Here is a 13,201-nt window from a genome sequence, read left to right as displayed (position 1 = left end):
GCAAGGGGGCATGGCGGCGGGAGTTGTCTCTTTCATTTATCACACCATAACGTGAAATGGTTGCCATGCCTGTATTATACCTTTTTAGAGTCTTGTTTTTCGTTTAAGCACCGGCACTGATGCTAGGGGCTTTATTTTCATGAATGCGCCTCAGAATACCTTGCGCTCATCCAAATGAGCAACGATATCCTGACGCGATCGCCATACTGAACGCAACTGTTTTCGAGCAAATAGCGGTAACTGATCGTTAATATGGAGCGATCGCGGTTGAGTTGCATTGCCGTAGCTAATGAGTGCCATCGCCTTGACTGGGTTAGAAAACTCGACCGCAGCGATGTAAGAATCGCCCCCGACCGCTTGAAAGCGACCATCTTGCCTCGGGGCAAAATCAACAACGCGGAAGATGCCAAGGTCTCCAGAACCGCCATTGGCAGGCAAATCCACACCCTCAGAACGCAGCCGGAAAACTTCCCCCCAGGGGACATCTAGGGTTTTATAAGCCTCCTCCACCTTGGCTGCTGCCGTAGAAAGCACCTTCACTGCGCTCTGAGGATCTGCTAAACCGTCGGGTGTAGTACGCGGGGAATTCTCATTCCAGGGGGTACTAAATGCATTATCGAATTCCATCTCTTCCACCCAAAGGTAAAAGAGTACGCCACCCCGACTATCTGCATCCGCATTTCGATCCCAAGCTTGCAGCACATCAGCGGCTCGACGCGCTAATTTATCTCCATACTGCCGTGCAGCGGGAATTAGATCATCCAGGAAACGATCTGCCAGTTCCATGCGTGTCGAGTGCTTGTACTGAATCATTTCCTCAAAAGAAATTTGTTTATCCTCATCCAGCATTCTTGCGGAACGTTGCGCTCGAAAGTGCATGAAATGCGGTGCCATGTAGGGCGGGAAATCTGCTGGATTTAACGCTACTGGGAAAGTCGTTGCCCACGGTGGATCGTTGGTATTTTGCAACCAGCCGCTAGGTGGGTCAATGACGCGGGGCAAATCGCGGTAGGGATGCGTTTTCGTCCACAAGGTTTTAGACGTGTCGCCACGGATAATGCCTTCCCAGTATTCAAAGTTTCCAGATGTGCGAATTGGCACCTGCCCGTTAAATAGGTGCATGATATGTCCCTCGCGGTCTGCATACATCACCGTGAACATCGGAATCTGCAACCGCTTTAGGGCAGCCTCAAATTCAGGCAGTTTAGTGGCACGCGCCATCGAGTACCACTGCTCCAACGCTCCGGGTTGCTCAAGCCCCACAACCCGCAATGCCACGGCTTTTCCCTCCTTGCCTGCGACAACAGGGCCGTGAAGGGAACGTTGTACGACCAGTGATTCTGAGCGCAGTGTGCCATCATGCTGCTTCACCTTCAAGATTTTCTTTTCTGTCTCAAAGGCTTGAACCTTACCGTCGAAGCGATAGCCGCCGTCTTTTAGTTCCAGTTCGTAAGCGTCCCACCCGTCATGGGTATTGACTGTGTGAGTCCAGCCGAGATTATTGTTGAATGCGATCGCGAGTACGGGAAGTCCAACGAGTGTCGCCCCATAAGCATCAATTCCTGGTGCCGTAATCTGGGCTTCGTACCAGACAAATAAATCTGACCAAGGCAGGTGCGGGTTTGCCAGTAGCATCGCGTTTCCGCTTGCAGAATGCTTCGGCGCGATCGCCCACGCATTAGAACCCATTGATTTGTTATCGGCAAGGCTTTGAACAATCTGCGGATTCACAATAAATGTAAAATTCATCACCCGCTGTTCGTGAGCCAGGATATCTACTGGCTGGATTGGCAGCACCGCCTTCACTTCATCATCAATCAGTTCGGGATGTTCCTTGGCATAGGCATTGATTCCTGCGGCAAAGGCATCCAGATAACTGCGGAAAGCGGGACTCTGCGACTCATACCACTTGCTGGCACGTTCGGGAATTCCCATTGTTTGTACCCATTTATCTGACTCTAGGTACTCTTCTCCCCAGTATTCGGCACTTCGTCCCCGTGCCTGACCGTAGAGGCGCAACAGCAGGTTGCCATGACTTTGCATCTGCGCCCAACCAAAGGCACGAAATGCACTTCCTGCATCTTTGCCATAGATATGCGGTACGCCGTAGGTATCCCAGAGAATTTCAGTCGAGGCTGCTGGTAAGCTTAGACTCTGGCTCCCCAAAAATAGAGTAAAGATGAAACCTAATATTAATGGGAAAATCCGGAAAAATTTTATTTGAAAACCTCTGATTGCGTAGCGTCTACTACTTTTTTGCAACTTATCAAGAGAACGCAAACGCTCTTTAATAAAACACCACCCTGAAAGAAAATTTAACATTACGTTCTTGACAAATTGATAATTTAAAAAACAAAAAAATACGGCTTCAAATTTTATTTTTGTATTAACAAGTGTGAATAGAAGGGAGCAGAAGTTGCTTCACTTCTATTCAACCAAGTCCGCCTGCGCGGGTTCAATTCAGCCTGGGTCGGCAGGCTTTGTTTGTGTAGCCCCATTCCAGCTTGTGGGAGATTTGCTGTGGGCGATTTGCAAATACTTGATGAAAAATTTTATCATCATTTTCCTAACGAATAGTTGAAAATTATTCTCGTTAACTGCAAAAGTTTAATGTGTTGTGGCGCAGTTGCACGCGGAAGTGAAAGCGCGATAGCTTCGCTTGCGCCAAGGGCGATCGCGACTTGTTTCTACGCCCTCAGTTTCCAGTGAAGCGATCGCCCTTTAAGGCAGCCTCTTGGCTTATCTTCAGCTTTCGCCCCAGCGGAATACACATCGGTGTTCCGGCTACGGGATCTTCCACGATGCGACAACCCAGCCCAAATACTTCGCGCACCATTTCTTCGGTCATCACTTGCATCGGGGTTCCGTGGGCATAAACGCACCCTTCTTTCACCGCTACTAGGTAATCTGCATAGCGACAAGCTTGGTTTAAATCGTGCAACACCATTACCAGCGTCCGTCCTTGCGTCTGGTTCAACTCCAAAAGCAAATCCAACACCTCGATTTGGTGCGCCAAGTCTAAGAAAGTGGTGGGTTCATCTAAGAGTAAAATCTCTGTATCCTGAGCCAGCGCCATTGCAATCCAAGCGCGTTGTCGCTGTCCGCCGGAAAGAGTATCTAGCGATCGCTCTGCCAATTCGGTCATCCCAGTCGTCGCCAAGGCTAACGCGACCAACCGCTCATCTTCTTTTGACCACTGCTGCAACCAGTTCTGATAAGGATAACGCCCCAGCGCTACTAAATCTCGCACGGTTAACCCTTCTGGTGCCACTGGCCCTTGGGGAAGAATTCCCAGTTGCTTAGCGACCTCTTTCGTAGATAACTTGAACAAATCAGCCGCATCCAGATAAACCGTCCCGTTCCGTGGCTTGAGCAATCTCGCTAAACCCCGCAGTAGTGTAGACTTACCGCAACCGTTGGCACCGACTAAAGCGGTTATTTTCCCTTCAGGAATCGCCAAATCAAGATTTTTGATAATTGGCACACCTTCATAAGCCAAGGTGAGCCTGCGGGTGGAGAGTCGGTTCATCTTTGGGTTCATCGTTTGCGGTTTTGCACCAACAGATAGATAAAGTAAGGAGCGCCAATCGCGGCTGTAATTACACCACAGGGAAGCTCAGTCGGAGCAAATAGCGATCGCCCTAGCAAATCCGCAACCACTACAATCATTGCCCCAATCGTTGCCGAGACAGGAATTAACCCCTCATGAGTTGAACCTACCAATTGACGTGCGATGTGCGGTGCCATTAACCCAACAAAGCTAATCGTACCAGCGGTAGCCACCGCCGCCCCCGTCAACGCGGTAGCGATCGCAAGTAACCAGCCGCGTTCCCATTCCACCGAACTACCCAGCCCTTTGGCAACATCATCTCCTAAATTCAAAGCATTCAGCTGTCGCGCTTTCCCCAAAGCCAAGGGCACCAACACCGCGAACCAAGGTGCAACCGACCATACCTCCTCCCAACTGCGACCGTAGACACTCCCCGCCAACCACACCAACGCCTGACTGACACTATTAATCTCACCAAATGTCACCATCAAGCTAGTCAAAGCACCAATCACTGCGGCAATCCCGACGCCAATCAAAATCAGGCGAACCGGAGAACTCCCCTTATCCCATGCCAAAAAGTAAATCAGAAAAGCGACAGCTAATGCTCCCCCAAAGGCTGACACCGGCAATACTGCAATCGGGACACTGGGAAACAAAACAATCAGACTAACAGCCGCCAGACTCGCACCCGCGTTAATCCCGATGATGCCTGGGTCGGCGAGGGGATTGCGAGTAATGCCTTGCAAGATCGTACCGGAAACCGCTAATGCCACTCCCACAAGAGCCGCGACTAAGGTTCTAGGCAGTCGCAGGGTATTGATAATGAAGGGATAGTCAGGGTTTCCGGTTTCCAGTCCGAGTAAGGTTTTGATGACGGAGAGGATGGGAATCGGATATTCCCCATAAGAAACACTGACAACCATCGCCGCCAGGGTAACGAAGACCAGAATACTCAGGATACTAGGAATACGCCGATCGATACGGAAGGATACCGGAAGCGCCTTAGAACGAACGACCAACCAGTTGTTCATTTTTTCACCTTGAAGCGGGCAAGATAAACGAACAAGGGCGCACCCACGAAAGCAGTCATGACTCCGACTGGAAGTTCTTGGGGTTTAATCAGCAATCTGGCACCAATATCCGCTGTTAACAGTAAAATGGCTCCAAAAACCGCAGAATACGGCATAATCCAGCGGTAATCGACGCCAACCAACAAGCGGACAACGTGGGGGACAACTAAACCAATAAATCCAATCGGACCAGCGGCGGCAACGGCACTGCCTGCCAGTAAGATGACACTGAAAGCAGCGGCAACTTTTACCCATGCGGTTCGTTGACCTAAGCCTTTGGCGACATCTTCACCGAGATTCAAAGTCGTGATTTGTTTGCCTAAAGCGAAGGCTAATATCAGTCCGATGGTGATATAGGGCAGCACTTGCCAGACAATCGTGAAGTCACGACCCGCAATCGATCCAGCCATCCAAAAGCGGATTTCATCAAGCGTGCGTTGGCTGAAAATCAGGATGCCGGTTGTCACTGAAGACAGGAAGGTACTAATCGCTGCACCGGCGATGGTGAGGTTGAGTGGGGTGAGTCCACCGCGACCCAAGGAACCGAGGAAATAGACAGCGATCGCAGCAGCACCGGCACCCAGAAAGGCGTACCAAGCATAAAAACTCGGATCGGTTGTTCCGAAAGCAAATACGGCGATGACTACTGCCATTGCGGCACCTGCGTTGATTCCCAGGATTCCGGGGTCAGCCAAGGGGTTGCGGGTAATGCCTTGCATAATTGCACCGGCGATCGCCATTGCGGCACCAACCAAGATGGCGATGAGCGATCGCGGTAGCCTAATCGTCCGAATAATCAGGTGATCCGCAGACCCATCAAACGCTGTCAACGCTGCATAAATGGTGCTTGCGGAAATGTCGGCTGCACCATAGCTAATACTGACCACCAGGCAAATAAGGAGAATCAGGAGGCTCAAAATTAAGCCGACAAGCAGAGAGGGTCGTGGCTGTATAAATCCTAAGACTTCCCCGATTAACCGATTTTTCACTATTTTCTGGATTGGTGCCAATATCGATGCCTTCTGCCTTGTGTTTGTTTATTGCTATTGCAACCCTAAATATGCTGGCGTAACGTCAAGCGCCTCGGAACGATGAGAAATCGCCGCTTTGGTGCGCTCGACCAGGAAACTAGAAATTACTTTAGACTTATTGCGATTATTTATCAATATCTTTGCGAAAATTATCCTTGAATTGCCAGTCATACAAGGATTCCAGATTTCAACAACGGCAAACCCCGCAGTTGCCTGGTGAGTCAAAGTTGCAGTCTGGCATAACATTGAGACATCACCGAATCGCAACATCCCACTTGCCTAAAACTGAGGCGAGTTAAGAAAAATAAGATAGCTGACCGATGCTGAAGATACCATGCGATCGCTCATAAAAAAACTCATCAACTTAAAAAGTGATTCCCAGCGAAATTAAGACGATATGAAAAAACTCATCAACAACTCCGATAATGTAGTGCGCGAAAGCCTAGAAGGAATGGCAGCAGCGCATCCCGACCTGATTAAAGTCCATTTTGACCCCCACTTTATCTATCGCGTCGAGGCACCCATTCCTGGCAAAGTCGCCCTCATCTCCGGGGGGGGTAGCGGACACGAACCGATGCATGGCGGTTTTGTCGGTTTGGGGATGCTGGATGCGGCTTGTCCGGGTGAAGTCTTTACTTCTCCTACGCCTGACCAGATGCTGGAAGCTGCCAAAATGGTTACAGGGGGTGCGGGTGTCCTCAATATCGTCAAGAATTACAGCGGCGATGTGATGAACTTCGAGATGGCAGCAGAACTCGCGCACTCAGAGGACATTCCCGTACGCAATATCTTGATTGATGATGATATCGCTGTCAAAGATAGCCTTTATACTCAAGGGCGTCGGGGTGTCGGCGCGACGGTACTCGCTGAAAAAATCTGCGGTGCTGCTGCCCAACAAGGTTACGATCTCAAGCAGGTTGCCAACCTCTGTCGCCAAGTTAACCTCAACGGGCATAGCATGGGAATGGCGCTGACTTCTTGCACCGTCCCTGCCAAAGGTAGCCCGACTTTTAGTTTGGGGGATGATGAAATAGAATCCGGCATCGGCATTCACGGAGAACCGGGACGACAGCGAATGTCCTTGAAGTCAGCCGATGAAATTACCGAGATGCTAGCGGTTTCTATCATCGAAGACAGAGATTACACCCGCACTGTGCGCGAGTGGGATGCAGATAAGGGAGAATGGGTGGAACAGGAACTCACTGACCCTGCGTTTGAAAGTGGCGATCGCGTTCTTGCCTTTGTTAACAGTATGGGCGGCACTCCCCTTTCTGAGTTGTACATTGTCTATCGAAAACTAGCAGAAATCTGCGAAAAGAAAAAACTTCAAATTGTTCGTAATTTAATTGGCCCTTACATCACCTCTCTGGATATGCAAGGATGTTCCATCACTCTACTGAAGTTAGATGATGAGATGATTCAACTTTGGGATGCACCCGTGAAGACACCAGCTTTAAGGTGGGGAATATAAAAGAGTTTAGAGTTGTAGAGACGCAACAAATCGCGTCTGAGTTTAGAGTTTTGAATATGGTTAGTAAAGAACAAATCCTGCAATGGTTGCAAGCCGTAGCAGTAGTTTTAGAAAAAAATAAGGATTATCTAACCGAACTAGACGCGGCAATTGGAGATGCTGACCACGGCATCAATATGAACCGGGGTTTTCAAAAAGTGGCGAGTCAGCTACCCACTGTGGCAGATAAGGATATTGGCAACATCCTCAAAGCTGTCAGCATGACTCTCATTTCCAGTGTCGGGGGTGCAAGCGGGCCGTTGTATGGCACGATGTTCCTACGGGCTAGTACGGCAGTCGCAGGCAAGTCGGAACTGACCGATGAGGAGATGGTGACGCTTTTTCAAGCGTTTGTAGAGGGCATTGTGCAACGGGGTAAGGCGAATTTGGGTGATAAGACCATGCTGGATTCTCTATCACCTGCTGCGGATACTTTTCAGCAAGCTGTCGTGGCTGGTGCAAGCACCCCAGAAGCCTTACAACAAGCCGTAGCTGCTGCTGAGGAGGGGATGAAACAGACGATTCCCTTAGTGGCGAAGAAAGGAAGGGCGAGTTATTTAGGCGATCGCAGTGTCGGTCATCAAGATCCGGGTGCCACCTCTACTTATCTGATTCTCAAGACGCTGTGGGAAACTGTCAATAGCCAGTCGTGATTTGTTAATCGTCATTTGTCATTCATTATTAATCGCCGCCAGTTTCTTAAAACCGTTGCGCTTTCCGCGATCGCAACTGAGTTCCCGCAGATTGCGATCGCAAATCCATTTTTAAAAACCGCCTTAAAACCACCCCGCCTCAAAGTTGGCGATACGGTGGGATTAATTAATCCAGCCAGTCCAATTGACGCGAAAGACATTGTACAGATACGGCAAACCCTGGCAAGTTTGGGGTTAAAGGTTAAATTAGGGAAGCATCTTCTCGACCGTTACGGTTATTTGGCAGGAAGCGATCGCGATCGCGCATCTGATGTAAACGCCATGTTTGCCGATGCTTCTGTAAAAGCGATTGTTGCTGTGCGTGGCGGTTGGGGTTGCAATCGGATTTTGCCACTGTTAAATTATCCCCTCATCCAAGCTTCTCCCAAAATTCTCATTGGTTACAGCGATATTACTTCGCTGCTGTTAGCAATTTATGCCAAAAGTGGCGTTGTCACTTTTCATGGCCCCGTCGGCACATCCACTTGGAATCCGTTTACAGTAGATTATGTTAAACGCATTCTATTTAATGGGGAAGCTGTCACAATGCAAAATCCCCCGAATGCTAGCTTTAAAGTAGAAATAATTACGCCTGGAAAGGCTAGGGGAAAATTAGCCGGAGGCAACTTATCAGTGCTGGCGGCAATGGTGGGGTCATCTTATCTCCCAGATTGGAAACAAAGTATCTTATTTGTAGAAGAAATTGGGGAGGAAGCTTATCGGATAGACCGGATGCTGACTCAGCTAAAACTCGCCGGTATTCTAGAGCAAATTTCTGGGTTTATTTTTGGGCAATGTACCGATTGTCAACCCAAAGATAATCAACCTTCCCTAACTTTATCGCAAGTCTTGAGAGAACACATTCAACCTTTAGGAATTCCAGCTTGGTATGGTTCGCAGATTGGTCACATTAAAGATAAATTTACTCTGCCAGTCGGCGTGCAAGTAGAAATTGATGCCAATCAGAATACAATTCGGATGCTAGAGTCATCTGTTAAATGAGTTGGATTAGGTTGCTCTTATCCGGCTTGCATCTTAAATAGGCTATAGCAATCCTAATTCATTCATAAAATATTGGAACTCTCTTCTTCCTCTTTCTGCGCGCTCTTTGCATCTTCGCGGTTCCTAAAAAAAATACAACTGCAAGACGACTGCTATAATCGCTCTATTCCACCTGAATGGGGTTGAATTTATAAATTTAACCTATCGTTTTACTTAGAGTAATTTTGTTGATACAAGATGTCGGTTAAAACTGAGTAAAAGCTTTAACATTAAATTCATTGAAACGAAAAACGGGTAATAAGACTTTTAACCCCTTAGCGGGATGCGGATTTAAAAATTATTAGTAATAATAGAGAATAAAGCCCACAATAACACTTTTACTTAGTAGGTAAATTATGGCAAGTGCAGATGACCGCAAGAAGCGAATTATGGAACATTTATCCCGGAGTTCGGGGGATTTTATCAAGCCATCTCCTAGAAACTCAGAGGAACGCAAGCAGCGAATTTCCGATCATGTTCGCCGAACCAAAGGTTAAAGCAATCTGAAAGCGATCGCTTTCAGCATCGACTCCCTTACCGCGCCTTATCTTAGTGCGATTTTTGGATAGTTTTTGGTACTGTAAATGGTTGAAGAAATTTCTTTTTGACTATTTACAGTACCAAAGACAATATAATTATTTGACTAATCCTTTATATAATAATTAAATAAATTCATCTAATATTAGAGCAATCTGTAATGGTTTCCTCATCTCCTAAAACGACGCTTTCCGTTTTATCCGAAGTAATTGATGGATTGCCTAACATTTCCGGATGGGAAAAAGAAGTTAGTGCTGTCGTAAACCAGGATAACCCTGTATTTTTACCTACTACGAATATTCGGTTAGAAGATGTAACGGCTGGATTTGCGATCGCGCTCCATATGCACCAGCCTACCATCCCCGCTGGGGCGAATGGCGAACTCCAGAGCAACCTGCAATATATGTTTGAGCATCCCTACGAAGGAGACAACCATAATGCAGGGCCATTTGCCTATTGTTATAGCCGGATGGCAGATTTTATTCCCGAATTGGTTGCAAATGGTTGCAATCCCCGCGTCATGCTAGATTTCTCCGGGAATCTCTTTTGGGGACTGCGACAAATGGGACGAGGAGACATCTTAGAAAATCTCAAGCGCATCACCTGTAACCCCACTTACCAGCCTTATGTAGAATGGCTGGGGACAATGTGGAGTCATGCGGTTGTTCCTTCTACCCCGATTCCCGATATCAAATTACATATTCAAGCATGGCAACATCATTTTGCAGCCATTTTTGGATGGGATGCACTGGCGCGAGTGAAAGGATTTTCTCCTCCAGAAATGCACCTTCCCAATCACCCAGATACCCTGTTTGAATTTGTAAAAGCGCTGAAAGAATGTGGATACCGTTGGTTAATGGTTCAAGAACATTCTGTTGAAACGCTAACGGGTCAATCTTTGTCCTATAAGCATTTACCTCACCGCTTGGTTGCGCGAAATTCTAATGGCGAAACGATTAGTATTACGGCACTAATTAAGACTCAAGGTTCCGATACAAAATTAGTGGCGCAAATGCAGCCTTATTACGAAGCTAAAACCTTATCTCGGCAGCAATTAGGTAAAGTTTCGGTACCCCCCATTGTTACCCAGATTGGAGATGGTGAAAATGGCGGCGTGATGATGAATGAATTTCCTAGCGCCTTCAACCAAGCCTGGTATCAAATGGCAAATGAAGGCGGAGGAAAAACAGGCGTTGTCGGAATGACAGGTACAGAATACTTGGAACTCATAGAAGCCGCAGGTTGTACGCCCGAAGATTACCCAACTTGTCAAGCAATTGGTCAACACCAAATTTGGGAGCGAGTAACCGCCGAAAATTGTACTCCAGAAGCGGTTGCCAATGCGATTGCAGAATTGAAGCAGATTAATCCAAACTTTCACATGGATGGCGCTTCTTGGACGAATCACCTGAGTTGGGTCAAGGGATATGAAAATGTCTTGACTCCGATGAATAAACTCAGTGCTTTATTTCACGATAAAATCGACCGATTGCTCCAAGGGGAAGCAGAATCAAGCCAGAGTCCTGCTGGGGAATCTGTTACCCAACAATCTAGCTATCGAGAGGCACTGATGAATAATCTTTTGCTTCAAACAAGCTGTTTTCGTTACTGGGGACAAGGAGCTTGGACTGACTACGCTCGTGAAATATACCGGCGAGGTGAAACACTTCTTCAGGATACTTTCTAAGGCGAGTCAAAGGCGAGATTTTGTGTTAGCTGGTGCCTAGGTTGAGAGATCCCCCTTGCTCAACTTACGCTGCCAGATTTAGAAGGTCAGTAAAAGTAAGTTAGTTGTACTTGCCCAATCGCTTGAACCCTTATCTTTCAACTAATCTGAGTGAAAGAGTTGTAGGGAAAAACCGATGGAGAAGCCCAACGCACCCGTTGTAGAGACAAATCGAAGTTCTCTTGTCCGACATCATCCCCAACTTGCATTTCTCTATGCTGTACCTATTGGGGCACTGGGAGGGCTAATTGGTTTAGGAGGTGCGGAGTTTCGATTACCTGTGTTGGCTGGTGTGCTGGGCTATTCAGTCCGTCAGGCTGTCCCGCTGAATTTGGCTGTTAGCTTAATTACAATTGCCGCATCCCTAGCAATTCGAGGTAAAACACTCTCGTTCGATTCAGTGCTACCTTTATTGCCTGTGGTGCTGTCCTTGATTGCTGGAGCGATTATCACAGCTTTTTTGGGGGTAGCTTTGGCAGGACGGCTGTCAAATGAACAGCTTGAGCGAACTATCTTAGTGCTGCTAGTCGGAGTTGGAATTGCTCTAATTGTTGAGAGCTTTCTACCTCAGCAGATACCCGCTCTCTTACCTGCTGCCTTAACTTGGCGTATTTTAGCCGGAATTCTGTTTGGTTTGGCGATTGGGCTGGTTAGCAGTCTATTGGGGGTAGCTGGGGGTGAAATTATCATCCCCACACTCGTTTTTGCCTTCGGTGTAGATATGAAGACGGCAGGAACCGCGAGTTTGCTCATCAGTTTTCCAACTGTGTTAGTCGGGTTGATTCAATACGCCAGCCGGGGAGCATTCCGCGATCGCTCTCCGCTGAAAAATACGATTACTCCCATGAGTATCGGGTCAGTCATTGGAGCAATTATCGGAGGAATGCTGGCTGGAATCGTTCCAGCGTCAGCTCTAAAGCTTACTCTAGGAGTGATCTTAAATATTTCAGCGTTTCGAGTGTTTCACAAATCTAGATAAAGTACCACTCCTCTAGAGAGCTTAAACCGTATTTTTCATTAGTAGAGACGCGATTAATCGCGTTTCTACAGGGGAGGCGGACTAGAAGCTCATAAGCTGCGCGATCGCCCTCGACAAAAGCACTTGCCATAAGCCAGAGTTGTAACACCATTCAGCAGCCATCAGAAATTAACGAATTGAGCAATAATCAATCTGCGGGGCGCTCAATTAATGAGACAGGAAAGCAAGATGAAACGATTTTTAACCGTGGTAGTTTCTCTAACTGGGCTGGTTTCCTACGCAGCCGTGGCGGGGGTGCCAGAGGCGGCTAAGGCTCAGGACGCGGCTTGCTTCATGGTAGCACCGGGGGGCAGAACGATAGACTTGGGGAGTCTCTGCGGCACCGATGAGGCGAACAAACGAGTCTTTCAAGCCAGAATCAAACGCCGCGCCGGTGGCACACCCGTCATTGATGTCATGTTTAATGGCGGGCAGACTTTTGAGATGATTGTAGACACCGGGGCTAGCGGCACGATGATTACCCGCCGGATGGCATCAGCATTGCGAGTGGTGCCGGTGAAGACTGTTAAAGCTGATACGGCGAGTGCGGTGGGAGTCGAGTTTCCCGTCGGCTATGTGCAATCGATTGCTGTGGATGGTGCTGTCGCTAACAAAGTGCTAGTTGCGATCGCTGGTCCCGAACAAGATATGGGATTGTTAGGACACGACTTCTTTGGTAATTACGATGTCACGATTAAACGCGATGTCGTCGAGTTCCACCGTCGCTAATATTGTACGGTGAGGCTGAATTTCAAGCGATCGCTCTTTCGGCATGGTGATAGTAGCGACACATTCCTCCTTCCCTAGCAGGGAAGAGGGTTAGGTTTTGTATTTGAGTCAACTTACATCTTGCACCAAGAAATGTTGATATGAAGCCCCTGTTCTTGGAGTAGAGGTTGCAAACTGGATTATACAGGACTTACGCAAGTCCGCTATAGGTAGGGTCTAGCTAATCCAAAGAATAACCAGTACAGTAGCTCCATTGCTGGCAGCGCTCGACCGTCTCATGACCTTTAGCAAACTGGA

13 protein-coding genes are annotated in these 13,201 nt (G+C 47.9%); 7 read left to right on the top strand and 6 right to left on the bottom strand.

The features are described 5' to 3' along the window. Window positions 1-150: 150 nt before the first annotated feature. The 5 genes from NDI34_RS25650 to NDI34_RS25630 form a co-directional block, all read right to left on the bottom strand. On the bottom strand, window positions 151-2,220 hold the full coding sequence (locus NDI34_RS25650; protein ID WP_348234229.1) for an acylase: 2,070 nt from the start codon (window positions 2,218-2,220) through the stop codon (window positions 151-153). Window positions 2,221-2,695: 475 nt separating this feature from the next. Then, the gene (locus NDI34_RS25645; RefSeq protein ID WP_190985789.1) at window positions 2,696-3,529 is read right to left on the bottom strand and encodes an ABC transporter ATP-binding protein; all 834 of its coding nucleotides are present in this window, start codon (window positions 3,527-3,529) and stop codon (window positions 2,696-2,698) included. An 8-nt stretch (window positions 3,530-3,537) separates the two neighbouring features. Then, entirely contained in the window at window positions 3,538-4,581 is a 1,044-nt protein-coding gene (locus NDI34_RS25640) for an iron ABC transporter permease (protein ID WP_348234228.1), read from the bottom strand. Beyond that, window positions 4,578-5,609 carry an iron ABC transporter permease gene (locus NDI34_RS25635; protein ID WP_348234227.1) on the bottom strand — a complete coding sequence of 344 codons (1,032 nt, stop codon included), beginning with the start codon at window positions 5,607-5,609 and terminating at the stop codon, window positions 4,578-4,580. The genes NDI34_RS25640 and NDI34_RS25635 overlap by 4 nt, the downstream gene beginning before the upstream one ends. 54 nt (window positions 5,610-5,663) lie before the next feature. After that, complete coding sequence (locus NDI34_RS25630; protein WP_348234226.1) at window positions 5,664-5,921, bottom strand: hypothetical protein; 258 nt, start codon at window positions 5,919-5,921, stop codon at window positions 5,664-5,666. A gap of 127 nt (window positions 5,922-6,048) precedes the next feature. On the opposite strand from NDI34_RS25630, the gene dhaK reads away from it, so the two are divergent. From dhaK to NDI34_RS25600, 6 genes are all read left to right on the top strand, one after another. Beyond that, window positions 6,049-7,122 carry a dihydroxyacetone kinase subunit DhaK gene (gene dhaK / locus NDI34_RS25625; protein ID WP_348234225.1) on the top strand — a complete coding sequence of 358 codons (1,074 nt, stop codon included), beginning with the start codon at window positions 6,049-6,051 and terminating at the stop codon, window positions 7,120-7,122. A 56-nt stretch (window positions 7,123-7,178) separates the two neighbouring features. Next, window positions 7,179-7,814 (top strand): dihydroxyacetone kinase subunit DhaL, encoded by a 636-nt coding sequence (gene dhaL / locus NDI34_RS25620; protein ID WP_348234224.1) that lies wholly within the window; start codon window positions 7,179-7,181, stop codon window positions 7,812-7,814. Window positions 7,815-7,829: 15 nt separating this feature from the next. After that, the gene (locus NDI34_RS25615; protein WP_348234223.1) at window positions 7,830-8,855 is read left to right on the top strand and encodes an LD-carboxypeptidase; all 1,026 of its coding nucleotides are present in this window, start codon (window positions 7,830-7,832) and stop codon (window positions 8,853-8,855) included. A gap of 395 nt (window positions 8,856-9,250) precedes the next feature. After that, window positions 9,251-9,391: a hypothetical protein gene (locus NDI34_RS25610; protein ID WP_190415779.1), complete on the top strand. Its 141-nt coding sequence runs from the start codon at window positions 9,251-9,253 to the stop codon at window positions 9,389-9,391. 200 nt (window positions 9,392-9,591) lie between these two features. Beyond that, a complete protein-coding gene (locus tag NDI34_RS25605; protein WP_348234222.1) occupies window positions 9,592-11,118 on the top strand; it encodes a glycosyl hydrolase family 57 in 1,527 nt (508 codons plus the stop codon). Between the two features lie 175 nt (window positions 11,119-11,293). Further along, the gene (locus tag NDI34_RS25600; protein ID WP_348234221.1) at window positions 11,294-12,136 is read left to right on the top strand and encodes a sulfite exporter TauE/SafE family protein; all 843 of its coding nucleotides are present in this window, start codon (window positions 11,294-11,296) and stop codon (window positions 12,134-12,136) included. Here the strand turns inward: NDI34_RS25600 and NDI34_RS25595 are convergent. Beyond that, window positions 12,129-12,266 carry a hypothetical protein gene (locus NDI34_RS25595; RefSeq protein WP_190531319.1) on the bottom strand — a complete coding sequence of 46 codons (138 nt, stop codon included), beginning with the start codon at window positions 12,264-12,266 and terminating at the stop codon, window positions 12,129-12,131. The two genes, NDI34_RS25600 and NDI34_RS25595, sit on opposite strands and share 8 nt — an antisense overlap. Before the next feature lie 98 nt (window positions 12,267-12,364). Between NDI34_RS25595 and NDI34_RS25590 the strand changes: the two genes are divergently transcribed. Next, complete coding sequence (locus NDI34_RS25590) at window positions 12,365-12,904, top strand: retropepsin-like aspartic protease (protein WP_190531317.1); 540 nt, start codon at window positions 12,365-12,367, stop codon at window positions 12,902-12,904. Window positions 12,905-13,201 lie beyond the last annotated feature (297 nt).

Source organism: Trichocoleus sp. DQ-U1 (genome assembly GCF_039961925.1).
Taxonomy (GTDB): Bacteria; Cyanobacteriota; Cyanobacteriia; order Cyanobacteriales; family FACHB-T130; genus FACHB-T130.
Note: the sequence above shows the minus strand (reverse complement) of the source record. Positions and strands in the feature narration are given on the sequence as shown.

Bases quoted from the DNA above. Each gene is read 5' to 3' on its own strand.
- NDI34_RS25645 (WP_190985789.1), bottom strand. From the start codon at position 3,529: ATGAACCGACTCTCCACCCGCAGGCTCACCTTGGCTTATGAAGGTGTG.
- NDI34_RS25630 (WP_348234226.1), bottom strand. From the start codon at position 5,921: ATGTTGCGATTCGGTGATGTCTCAATGTTATGCCAGACTGCAACTTTG.
- NDI34_RS25595 (WP_190531319.1), bottom strand. From the start codon at position 12,266: ATGGCAAGTGCTTTTGTCGAGGGCGATCGCGCAGCTTATGAGCTTCTA.
- NDI34_RS25610 (WP_190415779.1), top strand. From the start codon at position 9,251: ATGGCAAGTGCAGATGACCGCAAGAAGCGAATTATGGAACATTTATCC.
- NDI34_RS25600 (WP_348234221.1), top strand. From the start codon at position 11,294: ATGGAGAAGCCCAACGCACCCGTTGTAGAGACAAATCGAAGTTCTCTT.
- dhaL (WP_348234224.1), top strand. From the start codon at position 7,179: ATGGTTAGTAAAGAACAAATCCTGCAATGGTTGCAAGCCGTAGCAGTA.
- NDI34_RS25590 (WP_190531317.1), top strand. From the start codon at position 12,365: ATGAAACGATTTTTAACCGTGGTAGTTTCTCTAACTGGGCTGGTTTCC.
- NDI34_RS25640 (WP_348234228.1), bottom strand. From the start codon at position 4,581: ATGAACAACTGGTTGGTCGTTCGTTCTAAGGCGCTTCCGGTATCCTTC.
- NDI34_RS25605 (WP_348234222.1), top strand. From the start codon at position 9,592: ATGGTTTCCTCATCTCCTAAAACGACGCTTTCCGTTTTATCCGAAGTA.
- dhaK (WP_348234225.1), top strand. From the start codon at position 6,049: ATGAAAAAACTCATCAACAACTCCGATAATGTAGTGCGCGAAAGCCTA.